13 protein-coding genes are annotated in these 17,466 nt (G+C 59.5%); 6 read left to right on the forward strand and 7 right to left on the reverse strand.

Going from position 1 to position 17,466, the window contains the following annotated elements; all coding sequences use genetic code 11:
* Window positions 1-5: 5 nt before the first annotated feature.
* The 3 genes from qmoC to DBAC_RS16025 all read left to right on the forward strand — a co-directional run bounded on the left by qmoC (window position 6) and on the right by DBAC_RS16025 (window position 2,517).
* Window positions 6-1,232: a quinone-interacting membrane-bound oxidoreductase complex subunit QmoC gene (qmoC, locus tag DBAC_RS16015; protein WP_015775365.1), complete on the forward strand. Its 1,227-nt coding sequence runs from the start codon at window positions 6-8 to the stop codon at window positions 1,230-1,232.
* A 15-nt stretch (window positions 1,233-1,247) separates the two neighbouring features.
* Complete coding sequence (locus tag DBAC_RS16020; RefSeq protein WP_015775366.1) at window positions 1,248-1,922, forward strand: hypothetical protein; 675 nt, start codon at window positions 1,248-1,250, stop codon at window positions 1,920-1,922.
* A gap of 133 nt (window positions 1,923-2,055) precedes the next feature.
* Window positions 2,056-2,517, forward strand: a complete 462-nt coding sequence (locus tag DBAC_RS16025; RefSeq protein WP_015775367.1) for an EVE domain-containing protein — start codon at window positions 2,056-2,058, stop codon at window positions 2,515-2,517.
* Between the two features lie 87 nt (window positions 2,518-2,604).
* Here DBAC_RS16025 and DBAC_RS16030 read toward each other — a convergent pair whose 3' ends face one another.
* From DBAC_RS16030 to DBAC_RS16060, 7 genes are all read right to left on the reverse strand, one after another.
* Window positions 2,605-3,318, reverse strand: coding sequence for an ABC transporter ATP-binding protein (locus DBAC_RS16030; protein WP_015775368.1), 714 nt, complete (start codon window positions 3,316-3,318; stop codon window positions 2,605-2,607).
* 10 nt (window positions 3,319-3,328) lie between these two features.
* A complete protein-coding gene (locus DBAC_RS16035) occupies window positions 3,329-4,096 on the reverse strand; it encodes an ABC transporter ATP-binding protein (protein WP_015775369.1) in 768 nt (255 codons plus the stop codon).
* Window positions 4,093-5,049, reverse strand: coding sequence for a branched-chain amino acid ABC transporter permease (locus tag DBAC_RS16040; RefSeq protein WP_015775370.1), 957 nt, complete (start codon window positions 5,047-5,049; stop codon window positions 4,093-4,095). The genes DBAC_RS16035 and DBAC_RS16040 overlap by 4 nt, the downstream gene beginning before the upstream one ends.
* Window positions 5,046-5,951: a branched-chain amino acid ABC transporter permease gene (locus DBAC_RS16045; RefSeq protein ID WP_015775371.1), complete on the reverse strand. Its 906-nt coding sequence runs from the start codon at window positions 5,949-5,951 to the stop codon at window positions 5,046-5,048. The genes DBAC_RS16040 and DBAC_RS16045 overlap by 4 nt, the downstream gene beginning before the upstream one ends.
* 62 nt (window positions 5,952-6,013) lie before the next feature.
* Window positions 6,014-7,144: a branched-chain amino acid ABC transporter substrate-binding protein gene (locus DBAC_RS16050; RefSeq protein ID WP_015775372.1), complete on the reverse strand. Its 1,131-nt coding sequence runs from the start codon at window positions 7,142-7,144 to the stop codon at window positions 6,014-6,016.
* A 479-nt stretch (window positions 7,145-7,623) separates the two neighbouring features.
* Window positions 7,624-10,629 (reverse strand): L-glutamate gamma-semialdehyde dehydrogenase, encoded by a 3,006-nt coding sequence (pruA, locus tag DBAC_RS16055; RefSeq protein ID WP_015775373.1) that lies wholly within the window; start codon window positions 10,627-10,629, stop codon window positions 7,624-7,626.
* Between the two features lie 27 nt (window positions 10,630-10,656).
* Window positions 10,657-11,142 (reverse strand): Lrp/AsnC family transcriptional regulator, encoded by a 486-nt coding sequence (locus tag DBAC_RS16060; RefSeq protein WP_015775374.1) that lies wholly within the window; start codon window positions 11,140-11,142, stop codon window positions 10,657-10,659.
* A gap of 468 nt (window positions 11,143-11,610) precedes the next feature.
* Here DBAC_RS16060 and carB point away from each other — a divergent pair, with 468 nt between their 5' ends.
* The 3 genes from carB to DBAC_RS16075 all read left to right on the forward strand — a co-directional run bounded on the left by carB (window position 11,611) and on the right by DBAC_RS16075 (window position 17,350).
* A complete protein-coding gene (gene carB, locus DBAC_RS16065) occupies window positions 11,611-14,859 on the forward strand; it encodes a carbamoyl-phosphate synthase large subunit (protein WP_015775375.1) in 3,249 nt (1,082 codons plus the stop codon).
* Window positions 14,860-14,962: 103 nt separating this feature from the next.
* The gene (purF, locus tag DBAC_RS16070; RefSeq protein WP_015775376.1) at window positions 14,963-16,354 is read left to right on the forward strand and encodes an amidophosphoribosyltransferase; all 1,392 of its coding nucleotides are present in this window, start codon (window positions 14,963-14,965) and stop codon (window positions 16,352-16,354) included.
* Window positions 16,355-17,350, forward strand: coding sequence for a KpsF/GutQ family sugar-phosphate isomerase (locus DBAC_RS16075; protein WP_015775377.1), 996 nt, complete (start codon window positions 16,355-16,357; stop codon window positions 17,348-17,350).
* The last annotated feature ends 116 nt before the right edge of the window (window positions 17,351-17,466 follow it).

The raw sequence follows: 17,466 nt of genomic DNA on the forward strand, positions 1-17,466 counted from the left end.
CATGTATGTCCAAAACAATTAAGATTGAGCCTAATCTGCAGTTCGTCAAAGAATTGCAGGAGGTGGGTGGTGCGGATCTCAAGAAGTGCTACCAGTGCGCTACCTGCTCTGTCGCATGCCCCATGTCCCCTGCGGACAATCCCTACCCGCGCAAGGAAATGGTCTGGGCCCAGTGGGGTCTCAAAGACAAGCTGGTCAACGACATCGACATCTGGTTGTGTCACAATTGCGGAACCTGTTCCGAACTGTGTCCTCGCGGAGCAAAACCCGGCGACCTGCTGGCCGCCCTGCGCAACATGACCTACCGCAAGTTGGTGAAGCCTGCCATTATCGGCGAGTGGATGAGTTCGCCCAAGCATCTGCCCATCCTGGCAGGTATTCCGATGGCCATTTTTGCCTTCATCTGGATGATCCGGGCCGCTCTTGTCGGCTCCTTCTTCCCCCTCACGGAAGACGGCAAAATCGTTTACGGCAACCTTTTTCCCGGTGATTTCACCATTGACCCCCTGTTCGGGCTGGTCGCCATCTTTGTGGCCATCTGCTTCGGGCTTGGGATCAAGAACATGATCGACGGGTTCAAGGCCAACGTGACCGAAACGTTTGTCATCGGATACAAGAAGCCGACCTTGAAAGATGCGATCATCGCCACGATCAAATACGATGTCCTCCAGCATTCCCGTTTCAAGAATTGCGTGGACAGCCCCGCGGATGAAGAACGGGTCAAGGGCCATCAGATTCTGTTCTACGGCTTTGTGGCCTGCGCCATCGTCACGTCCATCGTGGCCGTGGCTCTCTGGGGCGGCAAGGTCATTCCCTGGCTGGCGCCTGTCGGGCATACACCCATGCCGTTGTGGCATCCGGTCAAGATCCTGGCCAACGTGGGCGCGGTGCTGCTGGTGACCGGCCTCACTCTGCTGACCCGTCGTCGGTTGAACTCGGACACCAAAAAGTCCGTTTCCAACTACTATGACTGGTATCTGCTGGGCGTGATCTGGGTTGTGACCCTGACCGGCATCGGCGCTCAGGTCTTCCGCCTGGCCGGCGTCGCGCCTCTGGCCTTCTTCACGTACTATCTGCATCTGGTCAGCATCTTCATGCTGATTGCGTACCTGCCTTGGTCCAAACTTGGGCATTTGGTGTATCGCACCACAGCGCTCATTTATGCACGGTATATTGGTCGTTTGCCCATTGACGAAAAACTCATCGAAGATGACAAAATCTTTGTTATTTAATTAAAGGAGGACACCATGTCTGAAGCTCGCAAGATTTTTCCCATGGATACGTTTGTGGCCTACCTGAAGGGTGATGGCAACGCTTCTGTTGCCGAAATGCTGGGTTACCTGACCCAGAAAGACCTGGATGGCGATTCCACTCCTTTTGCCGCGGCTCTGGCCAAGGCCTGGATTTATGAACAGCATCCCGAACTGACCAAGATGTCCAAGGGACAGCTGGTCGAGCTGGGACAGTCCGTCTCCGTCGCGCCCATGCCTGTGAAGGCCAAGGCCGAAGTGGACGAAGTGTTCGCCAAACTGGCCGACTACAAGGGCCAGATCAACGCCAAGAGCGCCAAGGTCGATGAGCTGACCAAGGCTCTGGCTGCCAAGGATGCCGAGATTGCGGCTCTGAGCGCCAAGGTCAAGGAATTCGAAGGACAGAAAAAGGGCGAAGCCGAAGCTCTGTTCGTGACCACTGAAGCCCGCATTGTCGAATTCACCGGCAAGCTCGAAGCTCTGCTGAAGGAAGTCGAAGAAGTGAAGAAGACCGGTGTGGTCGTCGCCGGCGTTGCCGGTGTAGCCGCTGCCGCTGGTGCGGCAGCTCCTGCCGCTGCTGAAGCTGCCGGCGCTCCGGCTGAAACTGCCGCTGGCACCGATTTCGGTTTCGCCGGTGGATCGCAGGACCCCTTCGCCGATTCCAACTGGTAGACCCGGTTTGCATCATGTTCTCAAAGGCTCCTCCTTGCGGGGGAGCCTTTTTTTGTGCACGTGTCCGGTGTGACTGCGCCGGAATCCTCTGGCAGAGGGCATTACGCGACGGACTGCGCAGCAAGGAGGCGAGATGAAATACTGGCTGATGAAGACCGAGCCGGGCTGTTTCTCCATCGATGATTTGGCGGCGGCGCCTAATCAGACAAGTTCATGGGACGGGGTACGCAATTTTCAGGCCCGCAATTTCATGCGTGACGACATGAGCGTGGGCGATCTGATCCTTTTTTATCACAGCGTGAAGAATCCTGGAGTGGTGGGCATCGCCAGAGTAGCGCGCGAGAGCTACCCGGACCATACCGCCTGGAATCCAGCGGACCGGCATTTTGATCCCCGCTCTACCCCGGAAAAACCGTTGTGGTTCATGGTCGACGTGCAGTTCGTGGAAAAATTTCCGCATCCGGTCCCGCTTGCTTCGCTGCGCGGGGTGAAGGGTCTGGAAATGATGGAACTTTTGAAGAAGGGGTCGCGGCTGTCGGTCACGCCTGTGACGGACGAGGAGTTCAAAATCGTAACCCGTCTTGCGAGGCAGTGATTTTTGCGAATACGCGAAAGCTGCCAGCAAAAAAGCCACGCCGTGAGTCACGCCGTGACTTTGCCTTTTAAAAGCGGTGGGGGAGGCCTAATGTCCTCCGCCCAGATAAGCCTGCTGCACCTGTTCGTTAATGAGCAGGTTGGCCGCCGAGTCCGCGAGCACGATGTTGCCGACCTCCATGACATAGCCGCGGTGGGCCAGTTTGAGGGCGGCCTTGGCATTTTGTTCGACCAGAATTACGGTAACCCCGGATTTGTTGATCTCTTTGACCGTGGCGAAGATGGATTTGACCAGGATCGGGGCCAGGCCAAGACTTGGCTCGTCAAGAAGCAGGATCTTGGGGTTGGCCATCAGCGCCCGGCCGATGGCTAGCATCTGCTGCTCCCCTCCGCTCAACGTTCCCGCCATCTGCTTGCGCCGCTCCTGCAGCCGGGGAAAAAGCTCATAGATCCACTTTAGGCTTTTCTGGATGCGTTCTGTGTTGGTGGATGTGAACGCCCCAAGAATAAGGTTTTCCTGCACGGTAAGGGTGGTGAAGACGCGACGACCTTCGGGGCTCTGCGTGATCTTGTGCTTGACGATTTCATGCGCAGGCAGCTTGTGCAGAGCCGTGTCGCGAAAGAAAATCGAACCCCCGGTGATGTTTACCAGGCCGCTGATCGCATTCAGCGTCGTCGATTTCCCCGCGCCGTTGGCGCCGAGGATGGTAACGATTTCGCCTTCGTTCACTTCAAGGTTGACCCCGTGCAGGGCTTCGACATTGCCGTAGTTCACGCGCAGATTCTCAATTTTAAGCAGCATGTGGAGTCCCTTATTCGTCGGAGTCGACGCCGAGGTAGGCTTCGATGACACGCGGGTTTGCCTGAATCTCGGCGGGCGTGCCGGCCGCAATTTTCGCCCCGTGTTCCAGCACGACCAGTGATGAGCAGACGCGCATGACCAGGCCCATGTCGTGTTCGATCAAGAGGACCGTGATGCCCCGATCCTGGATGGAACGGATCAGGCGAATGAGGTCATGGGTTTCCTGGTCGTTCATGCCGCCGGCCGGCTCATCGAGCACGATGAGCTTGGGCTTGGTGGCCAGGGCGCGGGCGATTTCAAGCAGTCTTTGGTTGCCGTAGGACAGGTTCTTGGCCTTGTTCTGCCATTCATGGGCCAGGCCCACGAATTCCAGCTCGGCCATTGCCTGGCGCATGGATTCATGTTCCTCGCGCCGCTGTGTCGGCGTACGGAACATGGCCGCCAGGGAACCCGAACGCATGCGGCAATGTCCGCCTGCGAGCACGTTTTCAAGGACGCTCATGTTCTGGAACAGGCGAATGGTCTGGAAGGTGCGGGCGATGCCACGTTCCACTATGGTGTGGGTGGGCAGGCCGACAAGGCTCTGGCCGTCAAAGAGGACCGTACCCGTGTTGGGCTGGTAGTTGCCGGTGATGAGGTTGAAGACCGTGGTCTTGCCGGCGCCGTTGGGGCCGATGAGGCCGACGATGCTGCCCGCTTCCACGTTAAAAGAGACCTCGTTCACGGCCATCAGGCCGCCGAAGCTCTTGCTCAGATTCTCGATGGAAAGCAGCGTCATTTGCGACCTCCCGCGGGAAGAAGGCTGGCAACGTCATAATTCTTGGGGCCGGGCGGAAGCAGGCCCTGATTCCTGAAGATCATCATCAGCACCATGGCCGCGCCAAAGACCAGCATGCGGTATTCGGCCAGGCCCCGGAAGACTTCGGGGAGGCCGACCAGAAGAAACGCGCCCAGGATGACTCCCGGAATGCTTCCCGCTCCGCCAAGGATGACGATGGTGAAGAGGACCACGGATTCCGCGAAGGAAAATGATTCCGGTGCGATGATGGTCATTTTGGATGCGTAGATGGTGCCGCACATGCCGGCCCAGACCGCGCCGATGATAAAGGCCACCAGCTTGTGGTGGGAGACGTTTATCCCGCTTCCGCCAGCAGCGACTTCATCCTCCTTGATGTACATGAGCGCGCGCCCGAAACGGGAATGCTCAAGTCGCAAGAGGAGAAAAATAGTCACGGCCGCGAAGCCCCAGATCAGGTAGAAGAACTGATCGGGTTTGGAAATCTTGTACCCGAAGACCGAAGGCCTGCTGATGCCGAAGATGCCATTGGCCCCGCCGGTGATGTCGAAGACGTTGTTGATGAGCGCGATGCGCACGATTTCGACAATGCCGATGGTCACGATCAGCAAATAGTCCCCGCGCAGGTGGATGATGGGCCTGGCCACGATCATGGCGAAGAATCCGGCCATGATGCCTGCCAGGGGCATGATCCAGAGCACGGGAATACCGAACGTGGTGTTCAGGATGGCCGTGGTGTAGGCACCAATGGCGTAGAATGCGGCGTGTCCCATGTGGAAAAGACCGGCATGACCGAGGATGACATTGAGGCTGAGCGCCAGGATGGTGTAGAGTCCGACGTTGTTGAAGACGTCGGTCCAGTAGGCGTTCAGAAACATGGGGCATGAGGCCATGAGCAGGGCAAAGGCGAGGTAGAGGATATTGCTAGATTTCATACTTTTTCAGCCACCCTTTCTCCTAGAAGGCCCGTGGGCCGGACAATGAGGATCAGGATCAAGACGCAAAAGGCGATGGCGTCCTTCCAGGCGATGGAGATGTACGCAGCGCCGAGGGCCTCGATGACGCCCAGCAGCAGACCGCCGACCATGGCCCCGGGGATGTTGCCGATGCCTCCCAGGATGGCCGCCGTGAAGGCTTTGAGACCGAATATCCAGCCCATGCTGAAATTGATCTGCCCGTAATAGAGGCCGACCATGAGCCCGGCCGCGCCGCCCAGGGCCGGGCCGATGCAGAAGACCAGCATGATGACCCGGTCAACGTTTATGCCCATGAGCTTGGCCGCGCCCTGGTCGATGGCGGCGGCCCGGATGGCCGTGCCGATCTTGGTCTTCTGGATGAAGAAATACAGGGCCGCCATGAGCACCAGCGAGGTCGAAAACATGATGATGCGCATGATCGGGATGTCCAGCCCCAGGATGTTTACGGCCGCCTTGGGCAGGATGTCGTGGGGATAGACCAGAAATTTGGGGCTGTAGATGGCCATGATCGCATTCTGAAAGAAGATGGACGCACCCAGGGCCGAGACCACGGCCGAAAGCCGGGGCGACTGGCGCAGCGGCCGGTAGGCCACGCGTTCCAGTATTGCGCCGATGATGGCGACCAGTATCATGACCATGACGGCCAGCAGAATCACGGCGGGCAGCGGTCCGATTTTGTCAAAAAGGCCCATGGAGACGAGCAGGGTCAGGCCAAGGTAGGCGCCGATGGTGAAAAGATCGCCGTGCGCGAAGTTGATCAGCTTCAGGACCCCGTAGACCATGGTGTACCCTAGGGCGATCAGGGCATAGATGCCACCGACAGCCAGTCCATTGGTCAATTGTTGAAAAAATTCTTCCATAGTGTGTGTCGGGGCAAGATGTTGAAAAAAAGGGCTCCTCCCTGAAGAGAAGCCCTTGCTTTTTATGGCTGCAGAACAAAGGCGCCGGCGGCGTCGACCTTGTACACGCGGTACAGGTCGCCTACGCGGTCACCCTTTTCATTGAAGGAGATCTTGCCGGTCAGGCCGGAGAAGTCTTTCATTTCCTTCTGCATATAGGCGGCCAGCTTTTCGCTGGAGGTGTCCTTGGTCTGCGCGATGGCTTCGGCGATGACGCGGTAGGCGTCGCCGGCCAGCACGGCCCAAACGGAACCGGGCGCGTTGCCGTAGGCGGCCTTGTAGGCATCGATGAACGCCTTGGCTTCAGGGGTGTCGAGGTCGGCGGGAACGGGCGGGCTCAGGAACATGTAGCCCTCGGAGGCCTGGTTGCCGGCAATCTTGACCAGATCGGGATTGTTGGTGGCGTCGCCGCCGAGCATGGGCACGTTCCAGCCCATTTCCATCTTCTGGCGCAGCAGCATGCCGGCTTCAGGATAGTAGCCGGTGAAGAAGATGACGTCGGGAGCTGCGGATTTGAGCTTGGTCAGGATGGCGTTGTAGTCGCGTTCGCCGGGAGTCAGTGCGTCGTAGAAGGCGATGGTCTTGCCTTGAGCCTCGAGCAGGGACTTGGCTTCATCGGCCAGGCCCTTGGCGTAGGAGGTATTGTCGTGGAGGATGGCGATCTTGGCAAAACCCAGGTCGCCCAGGGTTTTGGCGGCGACCATGCCCTGCTCGTCATCACGGGGGCAGGTGCGGAAGAAAAGGGGCAGGCCCTTTTCGGACAGCCGAATGGCCGTGGAGCCTGTGGCGACCTGCAGGATGCCGGACTCGGCGTAAATGTTCTGGGAGGCTTCGGTGACGGATGATCCGTAGGTGCCGATAACGGCGGAAATTTCCTTGGTGGTCAGACGGGTTGCGGCCAGGGCTGCCTGACGCGGATCGCCGCCGTCGTCTTCAACCACGATTTCGACCTGGTTGCCATTGATCCCGCCGGCCTTGTTGGTTTCGGCGGCCAGCAGTTCGACAATCTGTTTCATGTCCTGACCTTCGCTGGCCCAGGAGCCCGTCAGGGGGCACATGAGGCCGATGCGGATGGTTTCGGCCCAGGCCGATCCCAGGGTCAACGCCACGAGGGCCAGGGTCAGGAAACCAAGTGTACACAGTTTTCTCTTCATGAAGTCCTCCTTCAGGTTGCAGAGCCCTTGGGTTCGCAGGCTGCGAACCGGTTGTAGGTAAGATATGAAACCGGAGATTCCGGATAACCCCTTCAAAGGGACGCTAAGAAAACTAGGGATGGAACAGATAACGCAGGAATTAATTTGTAAAAATTGTAAAATTCGACTACATGAGAAGTGTTGGAAAATCAATTTTTTTCCAAAAAGAGACAAGTGCTCGCATGGGAAAGAGTCTTTCCGGTGATTGTTCGATTTGTGTGCATGCATTTCGAATTTTATTTAAAACAGGGCCGTTGGGCAAGTTTTTTTGCGTATGTTCGACTGCTTCGCCTTGATTCGACCGCCTGGGCACATGCTGGCGCCGCACCGATTTAAAAGAGTATCGATCAGGTGAGTTTGGCGCAGGAGGCTGCGCAGAATGAAAGCGGCCCGCAGAGAACGGGTCTCTGCGGGCCGCAAAACGAAGCGAAGGGGCGGTTTTAGATGATCCAGTCGTCGTCTTCTTCGATAGGCGCGAAGCCTCGGCGCATGGTGTTCTCGCAGACCAGCCTGGGGTCCATGAACTGCAGCAGGTAGTCCGGACCGCCTGCCTTGGAGCCCACTCCGGACATGTTGAATCCGCCGAAGGGATGGCGCTCGACCAGCGCGCCGGTGGAACCGCGGTTCAGGTACAGGTTGCCGACGTTGAACTGCTCCCGGGCTTTTTCGAGGTGTTTGGGGCTGCGCGAGAACACGGCCCCGGTCAGGGAGTAGCGCGTGGAGTTGGCCCACTCCATGGCCTGATCGAAGTTTTTGACCTTCATGACCGAAAGGACCGGACCGAAGACTTCCTCCTGGGCGATGCGGTGCTCCGGGGTGATGCCTTCGACGATGGTCAGGGGCGCGTAATAACCGCCGGCCGGGACAGGGCTTGAGTACAGGACCGTGCCCTCGCTCTTGGCGATGTCGATGTACTTGAGCACGTTCTGCTGGGCCTTGTCGTCCACCACCGGTCCCATGAAGTAGGTCGGATCCTCGGCGGGCCCGATGGCCAGCGACCTGGCGCCTTCCACCAGACGTTCGATGAATTTGGCGTAGATGGGCTCGACCACGATGACCCGGGAGCAGGCCGAGCATTTCTGTCCCTGGAAGGCAAAGGCCGAGTGCAGGACTTCCTTGATGGCCTCGTCGAGATCCGCGTCGTCATCGATGATGATGGCGTTCTTGCCGCCAAGCTCCGCGATGACCTTTTTGATCTGCTTCTGGCCGGGATGAACCACGGAGGCTTTGCCTATGATGCGGTGGCCGACCTCCATGGATCCGGTAAAGGCGATGAGGGCCACGTCGGGGTGTTCGACCAGGTAGTCGCCCATGACCGAGCCCCGGCCCGGTACATAATTGAACACGCCTGCAGGCAGCCCGGCCTTGCGGAAGATTTCTGACAGGGTGAAGCCGATCACGGAGGACGGTCCGGCGGGTTTGTAAAGCACGGGGTTGCCGGCGACGATGGCTGCCGAGCTCATGCCGCAGCTGATGGCCAGGGGGAAGTTCCAGGGGGCGATGACGGCGGCGATGCCTTTGGGCTGGTATATGAGCTGGCTCATTTCGCCCGGGGCGCGGCCCATGCGCTGGGGCTTGCCGAAGCGGATCATCTCGCGAGCATAGTATTCCATGAAATCAATGGCTTCGGCCACATCCGCCTGGGCCTGGTCGAACTGCTTGCCCACTTCGAGCGTCTGCCAGGCGGAGAGGGTGAAGATTTCCTTGCGCGCGATCTCGGCGGCTTTCAGCAGATATCCGGCCCGTTCCTCCGGGGATAGCGCTTTCCAGGCCGGGGCCGCTTTCTTGGCTGCCTCGATGGCCAGATCGATTTCCTTGGTGGAAGCCTGGCAGATGGTGCCGATGATTTCGCTCGGATTGGCCGGGTTGACCGACTGCAGCGTGTCGGCCGTGCGTACTTCCTGACCGCCGATGACGAGCGGGTATTCCTTGCCAAGCTGCGCGCGCACTGCGGCGACGGCATCCATGAAAGCCTGGCGCACGGATTCCTGGGTGAAATCGGCAAAGGGTTCGTTCTCGAAGCGGGCCAGGCCCGCGACCTCGGCCTCGGCCTTGGGCTTACGCTGGGCTTTTTCCCGCTCGACGGTCACTGCCGGGTTTTCCATCAGCCGTTCCACCTCGGCCTCTTCGGCAAAGGATTGGCGCAAAAAGGACTCGTTGGCCGTGTTTTCAAGCAGGCGCCGGACCAGATAGGCCATGCCGGGCAGCAGATCGCCGTACGGGGCGTAGAGGCGCACGCGTTTGGCCACTTTGAGCAGGCCTTTGCGCACGGGTTCGGCCATGCCGTAGAGGACCTGGAACTCGTAGCGCTCATCGGGCACGTTCAAGGCCTTGGCCGTCTCCATGACCGCGGCGATGGTGCGGATGTTGTGCGAGGCGCAACCGAAGTGGCAGATGTCGTGGTTCTCCAGGATCATCTTTGCCTGGCGCTCATAGGCCGCGTCGCTCTCGGCTTTGATGGTCCAGACCGGAATGTCCCAGCCGTTCTGCTTGGCAATGACGGTCTCGGAATCCCAGTACGCGCCCTTGACCAGCCGGACGGAGATGGGAAGTTTTTCAGCTCTGGCCCAGGCCAAGAGGTCGGCCAGGTCCTGGTCCGTATCCTTCAGATAGGCCTGCAACACGATGCCCAGATGCGGGTAATCGCGGAATTCCTCGCTTGAGCGCAGGCGGCGGTATACTTCCAGGGTGATGTCTTTGAATTTGTACTGCTCCATGTCGATGCGCATGAAGCCGTTCATTTCCTTGACCTTGCGCAGGATGGCGGCCAGGCGTTTCTCGATGCCCTGGACCGAGCCCTCGAAGTCCTTGGGCGATGCCTGGGAAAAAAGAGCCGTGGGTTTGACGGAAATGTTGACCTTGGGCGCATGGCCCCAGTCCAGGTCCTTGCCGCCGAGGCCGGCCCAGGAGGCGTGTTCCTTTTTCAGCGCGTCAAGCAGCTCCATGTATTCCTTGAGGTAGGCCTCGGACTCGATCTCGCTGACCGATGCCTCGCCAAGGATGTCCACGGTGAAGGCGAACCCGTCCTTGCGGATTTTTTTGAGGTTCTTCATGGCGTCAGGGGTGTTTTCGCCGATGATGAACTGCTTGGCCATGCCCTCGATGTTGGAGCGGATGGCCTTGGCCACGAGTCCGGCGGCCAGCTTGCCGCCAAGGCCGGTGCCCATGACGCCGGCACCCATCTTGAGAACCTTGGGCACATCCTGGTCGTCACCGGCGAAGTATTCGTCAATGTGCCGGGTCAGGGAGTCGGAAGTGTTCAGGTAGGGCAGGACATCCACAAATCGGAACAGTTGAATCTTGAAATTCTCGTTCTTCATGGACCAGTCCATGACCTTGCCTGTCCACCAGCCCTTGTTGAAAATGGAGGGGGCTTCGCCGGAGATGCTGGCAAAAAATTCTTTGCCGCGATCGCTGATCTTTTTGTCCAACACCAAACTGTCCATTTTTGACTCCTGGATTTTAGAACCTGTTTATTTTGCTGATTTTCTTGGGTTTTTGCACGCGATGAACTGCAGGGACAGGGCCTGGGTTTCTTTTAGGGTGTCGAGCACCAGAGTGGTCCGGCTGTCTCGGACTCCGGGTATTTCACCGAATTGCTTCATGAGCAGGGCCAGGGTTTCCGTGCTGCTGACCCGGGCCTTGACCAGATAGTTGTATTCGCCGGCGGTCCAGTGCACTTCCTGCACCTCGTCGATTTCGGCCAACTTCCTGCCTATCTCGGAACTTCCGACCGAGTCGGCGGTCTTGATCTGGATGAAGGTGGACAGGGAAATCCCCAAGGCCTTGGGGTTCAGTCGGACCTCGTATTTATCGATGACGCCCTTCTGTTCGAGCTTTTTCACCCGCTCCAGCACGCCGGATGGAGCCATGCCGATCTGGCGGGCCAGTTCTGCGTTGGTGATCTTTCCATTTTCTTGAAGGATGTTCAGGATCTCGATATCTGTGCTGTCTAACATTGCTGATTGCCTCTTGGTTTGGGAATATAATTCTTGATAAGATCTTCGTCAATGAAGATTGCCATAATTGAAGAATCGGGTGCCTCTCATTGCTCCAGACGTCTCTGGCCTGAAAGGAGTGATGATGGGCGCGTGATCATTCTTGAATAATATTCGCAAATAACATCAAAGAAAAGAATAAAAATTGAAAAACACTAAAATTCAGATCGAGATCGCAAATTTTTGGCGGAAAAATGCGTATCACGTATTTGCGATGCGCGGCAGGGGTCGAGCGGCGGGAGTCAGACGGGCCGTGGATTTTCTGTAATTTGGGGGTGATGGATGGTCCCGAATGTTGGGTATAACCAGTGTTTGACCTTAGAGTGTACTGTGTTTAATGTACCCGGGCCTCATTAGTGTGGGCAAGACGGCTGCCAAGCCGCCTGCACTCCTGACGCGCTTCCCAACATATAACCCACCCATTTATCCATGCCCAAGAGAACAGATCTCAAAAAAATAATGCTTATCGGCTCTGGTCCCATCGTCATCGGACAGGCTTGCGAGTTCGATTATTCCGGGACCCAGGCCTTGAAAGCCCTCAAGGAAGAGGGCTACGAGGTCATTCTGGTCAACTCCAACCCGGCGACGATCATGACCGATCCGAACCTGGCCGACCGGACCTATATCGAGCCCATCGAGCCCGAGACCGTGGCCCGCATCATTGAAAAGGAACGCCCCTGCGCCCTTCTTCCGACCCTTGGCGGCCAGACCGGCCTGAACACGGCCGTGGCCGTGGCCGAGAACGGGGTCCTGGAGAAGTACGGCGTGGAGCTGATCGGCGCATCCCTGCCGAGCATCAAAAAGGCCGAGAGCCGCCAGCTTTTCCGCAAGGCCATGGAAAACATCGGCCTCAAGGTTCCTAAAAGCGGCATCGCCCGCACCCAGGACGACGTCCGCGAGTGGGGCGAGAAACTCAAATTTCCCATCATTGTCCGCCCGGCGTACACCCTTGGCGGCACCGGCGGCGGCGTCGCCTACAACAAGGAAGACCTGGAGCGCATCGCCCAGCAGGGCTTGGCCGCCAGTCTGACCTCCGAGGTCATGCTGGAGGAGTCGCTTTTGGGCTGGAAGGAGTATGAGCTCGAAGTCGTGCGCGACAAGAAGGACAACTGCGTCATCATCTGCTCCATCGAAAATCTGGACCCCATGGGCGTGCACACCGGCGACTCCGTGACCGTGGCTCCGGCCCAGACCCTGACCGACGACGAGTACCAGAAGATGCGCGATGCCTCCCTGGCCATCATGCGCGAGATCGGCGTGGAGACCGGCGGCTCCAACGTGCAGTTCGCCCACAATCCGGCCAACGGCGACATGATGATCATCGAGATGAACCCGCGCGTGTCGCGCTCCTCGGCCCTGGCCTCCAAGGCCACGGGTTTCCCTATTGCCAAGATCGCGGCCAAGCTGGCCGTGGGTTACACCCTGGACGAACTGCAGAACGACATCACCCGCGAGACCATGGCCGCCTTCGAGCCGACCATCGACTACGTGGTCATCAAGATTCCGCGTTTCACCTTCGAGAAATTTCCCGGTGCCGAAGACTTTCTGACCACGGCCATGAAGAGCGTGGGCGAGACCATGGCCATCGGGCGGACCTTCAAGGAAGCATTGCAGAAGGGCCTGCGCTCGCTGGAGACCGGCTATCCCGGTTTGGGCAAAACCTTCGACGGGCAACTGCCCGACATCGAGGACACTCTGGCCGGGCTGCGCAAGCCCAATTCCCGTCGCCTCTATCAGCTGCGCGACGCATTGTTGTCCGGAATCTCCGAGGAAGAGATATTCGAGGCTTCGGCCATCGATCCCTGGTTCATCCGCCAGTTCAAGGATATCGTCGATTTTGAGGCCGTGCTCAAGAACGTCGGCCTGCAGGGCAACCTGTCCGTGGACAACCCGGATTTCGTGACCGTCCTGCGCGAGGCCAAGGCCATGGGCTTTTCGGACCGGCAGCTGGCCACGATCTGGAAGCGCGGCGAGCGCGACATCCGTTCCATGCGCAAGGAGGCGGGCATCATCCCGTCCTACAAGCTGGTCGACACCTGCGCGGCCGAGTTCGAGGCCTACACCCCCTATTATTACTCGACCTACGAGACGGAAAACGAGGCCCGGGTCTCGGACAAGCGCAAGGTGGTCATCCTTGGCGGCGGTCCCAACCGCATCGGACAGGGCATCGAGTTCGACTATTGCTGCGTGCATGCCTCCTACGCCCTGCGCGAAATGGGCATCGAATCCATCATGGTCAACTCCAACCCCGAGACCGTCTCCACCGACTACGACACCTCGGACCGCCTCTATTTCGAGCCCCTGACCCGCGAGGACGTGCTGGCCATCATCGAGCAGGAAAAGCCCGAGGGCGTCATCGTCCAGTTCGGCGGGCAGACTCCGCTCAATCTGGCCGTGCCCCTTCTGCGCGAAGGCGTGCCGATCCTCGGCACCTCGCCGGACTCCATCGATCGCGCCGAAGACCGCGAGCGTTTCCAGGCCCTCCTGAAAAAGCTCGACCTGCTGCAGCCCAACAATGGCACGTCCATGAGCATCGAAGAGGCCGTGATCGTGGCCGCGCGCATCGGGTACCCGGTGGTGGTGCGGCCCTCCTACGTGCTGGGCGGCCGGGCCATGGACATCGTCTATGATGAAAAGGACCTGCGCACCTATTTTGAGAAGCACGTCACCGTGGTCCCGGACCACCCCATCCTCATCGACAAGTTCCTGGAGAACGCCATCGAGATCGACGTTGACGCAGTGAGCGACGGCGAAGACACCTATGTGGCCGGGATCATGGAGCACATCGAGGAGGCGGGCATCCACTCCGGAGACTCCGCCTGCGTGTTGCCCCCGCACACCCTGGGCAAGATGTGGGTCCAGGAGATCGAGCGCCAGACCAAGGCCCTGGCCAGTGAGCTCGGCGTGGTCGGCCTCATGAACATCCAGTTCGCCCTCAAAGATGAGCAGATTTACATTCTTGAAGTGAACCCCCGCGCCTCGCGCACCTCGCCCTTTGTCTCCAAGGCCACGGGCGTGCCCCTGGCCAAGCTGGCCACGCGGGTCATGATGGGCGAGAAACTCGCGGATTTGAAACCCTGGGATATGCGCAAGGGCGGGTATTATGCGGTCAAGGAGGCGGTGCTGCCCTTCAACCGCTTCCCCGGCGTGGACGCGCTGCTCGGGCCGGAAATGCGCTCCACCGGCGAAGTCATGGGTATCGACCCGTCTTTCGGCCTGGCCTTCATGAAGGCCCAGCTTGCCGCCGGACAGTTTCTGCCCGCTTCCGGGTGCGTGTTCATCTCCGTCAACGACCACGACAAGAGCGGGATCATCGTTCCGGCCAAGACCTTTCAGAAGCTTGGCTTCACCATCATGTCCACCCGAGGCACGGCCGCATTTCTGGCCGGCCACGGAGTCGACTGCCAGGTGGTCAACAAGGTCTACGAAGGACGCCCCAACGTTATCGATCATATCAAGAACGGGGACATTCAGCTGGTCATCAATACGTCTTCAGGCAAGCGCACCAAGGAGGACTCCTCGGAGCTCAGACGGACCACGGTCATGTACGGCCTGCCCTACACGACCAATCTGGCCGCGGCCAAGGCTCTGGCCATGGCCATCAAGGAGCGCAGCACCTCCGGGCTCGATGTGAAATGCCTGCAGGAATATTACAAGGAATCTGGCCGGGATTTCTAACCTCCGGACACCGGAGATCAGGGATTTTGGTGCAAAGCTCAGGGCCATTCGCGGCCCTGGGCTTTTGCGCATTCAAGAACACCTACACGGAACGTGAACCAATATGAAAAAGGAAGCTTGCGGATTATTTGGAATTTATGGGCACCCGGAAGCGGCGCGCATGACCTATTTCGGTCTTTACGCCCTCCAGCATCGCGGGCAGGAGAGCGCCGGCATCATCACCTGGGACGGCCAGACCATTCGCGAACAGCGCGGCATGGGGCTGGTGGCCGACGTGTTCGAGGAGCGCCATTTGGGGCATCAGCTCAAGGGCAGCGTGGCCATGGGTCACATCCGCTACTCCACCACCGGAGCCTCGCTGATCCGCAACGCCCAGCCCTTCAAGGTCACCTACAAGGGCATGAACCTGGCCCTGGCCCACAACGGCAACCTGGTCAACACCATCAGCCTGCGCGAAGAGCTGGAAAATCAGGGCACCATCTTCCAGACCACCATGGACAGCGAAGTCATCATGCATCTGGTGGCCAAGTACATGAACGGCGGCACCCCCGAGGAGGCCATCGCCAAAGCCTGCAGCCGCATTCAGGGCTCCTACAGCCTGCTCTTCATGGTCAATCAGAAGCTCATCGCCGTGCGCGACCCGTGGGGTTTTCGGCCCCTGTCCCTCGGCCGGGTCGGGGACGCCTACGTGCTGGCCTCCGAGACCTGTGCCTTCGATCTGCTGGAGGCCGAATACCTGCGCTGCCTGGACCCGGGCGAGATGCTGGTCATCGAAGACGGGCGGATGATGTCGCACCGCTTCATGGAGCCCGCCGAAAAACAGAGCTCCTGCATTTTTGAGCTCATCTATTTCGCCCGTCCCGATTCCCTGGTCTTTGACCAGGAAGTCTACAACGCGCGCAAGAGCATGGGCAAGATCCTGGCCCAGGAATGCCCGTGCGACGCCGATTTCGTCATGCCCTTTCCCGATTCGGGCGTGTACGCGGCCGTGGGCTACGCCCAGGAGTCGGGCCTGCCGTTCGAGGCCTGCATGATCCGCAACCACTACGTGGGCCGGACCTTCATCCAGCCGACCCAGGGCATGCGGGACTTTTCCGTGCGCGTGAAGCTCAACCCGGTCAAGTCCATGATCAAGGGCAAGCGCGTGGTCATCGTCGAGGACTCCATCGTGCGCGGTACGACCATCCGCACCCGCGTCAAGCAGCTGCGCGAACTGGGTGCCAAGGAGATTCACATGCGCGTGAGCTGTCCGCCCATCCGCTACCCCTGTTACTACGGCATCGACTTTTCCTCCAAGGGCGAGCTCATCGCGGCCAACCATTCCGTGGCCGACATCGGGCGCTACCTGGGCCTGGACAGTCTGCACTACATCACCATCGGCGGTCTTCTGAAGGCCGTGCGCGGGCCCGAGAACTTCTGCCTGGCCTGCTTCAACGGGGCCTACCCCGTGCTGCCCGACGAAGGGGTGGGCAAGCTGTCCCTGGAGTGCTGCTAGATGACGGTGGCCGATTCGCAGACAGACTGGCTGGCCAAGGCCCGCGAGGTGCTCGACATCGAGGCCCAGGGCCTCGCCGCCGTTCGTGACCGCTTGGGCGACTCTTTTGTGCGCGCCCTTGAGGTCATGGCCGGATGCTCGGGCCGGGTGGTGATCACGGGTCTGGGCAAGTCCGGCCTGGTCGGGCGCAAGATCGCGGCGACGCTCAGCAGCACGGGCACTCCGTCCTTTTTCCTGCATCCGGTGGAAGGAGCCCACGGCGACCTGGGCATGATCCGCCACGAAGACGTCATCGTGGCCATCTCCAATTCCGGCGAGACCGACGAACTCAACAACATCCTGCCCAGCCTGAAGAGCCTGGCCGGGCATGTCATCTCCTTGACAGGCGGAATCCATTCGACCATGGCCCGGCTTTCCGACGTGGTCATCGACACGTCCGTGCCTTGCGAGGCCTGCCCGCACGGGCTCGCCCCCACGGCCAGCACTACGGCCACCCTGGCCGTGGGAGACGCCCTGGCGGTCTGCCTCATTGATTGGAAATCCTTTGCCCTGGATGATTTTCGCCGGTTCCACCCCGGAGGCGCCCTGGGTCAGCGTCTGACCAAGAGGGTCGAAGAGCTGATGCGCTTCTCCCCTCTGCCCGTGGTGCCCAGCGGGGCATCTCTGGGACAGGCCCTGGATGTGCTCAACGCCGGGGGCCTGGGCTGCGTGTGCGTGGTGGACGGCGGAGGGCATCTGCTGGGCCTTTTGACCGACGGCGATGTGCGCCGCCTCGTCTGCGCGGGTCGGCTGGCCCTGGACGCCGTGGTGGACTCCGTCATGACCGCCTCCCCTCTGCACGCCACTCCCGGGCAAAAAGCCGCCGAAGTCCTTGACATCATGGAGTCCAGGGCCATCACGGTGCTGCCCGTGGTCGCTCCGGACCAGACCTTGGCAGGCATGGTGCATATGCACGACGTGCTGGGTCAGGGCCGGGTCAAGTTTTCACGTTCCTGAAAAAGCGGACGCTTCTTTTCAAACACATTTTTTCCCAAATAAATATGAACGATACATCCATTATTCACCCAGATGTCTGCAGTCGCTGCGCTGTCAGAGGCCGGACGTGCTGCTCG

Source organism: Desulfomicrobium baculatum DSM 4028, assembly GCF_000023225.1.
Classification (GTDB): domain Bacteria; phylum Desulfobacterota; class Desulfovibrionia; order Desulfovibrionales; family Desulfomicrobiaceae; genus Desulfomicrobium; species Desulfomicrobium baculatum.

What these genes read in the sequence shown, in the direction of transcription:
- DBAC_RS16075 (WP_015775377.1), top strand. Translation starts at nt 16,355, where the DNA reads ATGACGGTGGCCGATTCGCAGACAGACTGGCTGGCCAAGGCCCGCGAG.
- DBAC_RS16050 (WP_015775372.1), bottom strand. Translation starts at nt 7,144, where the DNA reads ATGAAGAGAAAACTGTGTACACTTGGTTTCCTGACCCTGGCCCTCGTG.
- DBAC_RS16060 (WP_015775374.1), bottom strand. Translation starts at nt 11,142, where the DNA reads ATGTTAGACAGCACAGATATCGAGATCCTGAACATCCTTCAAGAAAAT.
- DBAC_RS16030 (WP_015775368.1), bottom strand. Translation starts at nt 3,318, where the DNA reads ATGCTGCTTAAAATTGAGAATCTGCGCGTGAACTACGGCAATGTCGAA.
- pruA (WP_015775373.1), bottom strand. Translation starts at nt 10,629, where the DNA reads ATGGACAGTTTGGTGTTGGACAAAAAGATCAGCGATCGCGGCAAAGAA.
- DBAC_RS16045 (WP_015775371.1), bottom strand. Translation starts at nt 5,951, where the DNA reads ATGGAAGAATTTTTTCAACAATTGACCAATGGACTGGCTGTCGGTGGC.
- DBAC_RS16020 (WP_015775366.1), top strand. Translation starts at nt 1,248, where the DNA reads ATGTCTGAAGCTCGCAAGATTTTTCCCATGGATACGTTTGTGGCCTAC.
- qmoC (WP_015775365.1), top strand. Translation starts at nt 6, where the DNA reads ATGTCCAAAACAATTAAGATTGAGCCTAATCTGCAGTTCGTCAAAGAA.
- DBAC_RS16035 (WP_015775369.1), bottom strand. Translation starts at nt 4,096, where the DNA reads ATGACGCTGCTTTCCATCGAGAATCTGAGCAAGAGCTTCGGCGGCCTG.
- DBAC_RS16040 (WP_015775370.1), bottom strand. Translation starts at nt 5,049, where the DNA reads ATGAAATCTAGCAATATCCTCTACCTCGCCTTTGCCCTGCTCATGGCC.
- carB (WP_015775375.1), top strand. Translation starts at nt 11,611, where the DNA reads ATGCCCAAGAGAACAGATCTCAAAAAAATAATGCTTATCGGCTCTGGT.
- DBAC_RS16025 (WP_015775367.1), top strand. Translation starts at nt 2,056, where the DNA reads ATGAAATACTGGCTGATGAAGACCGAGCCGGGCTGTTTCTCCATCGAT.
- purF (WP_015775376.1), top strand. Translation starts at nt 14,963, where the DNA reads ATGAAAAAGGAAGCTTGCGGATTATTTGGAATTTATGGGCACCCGGAA.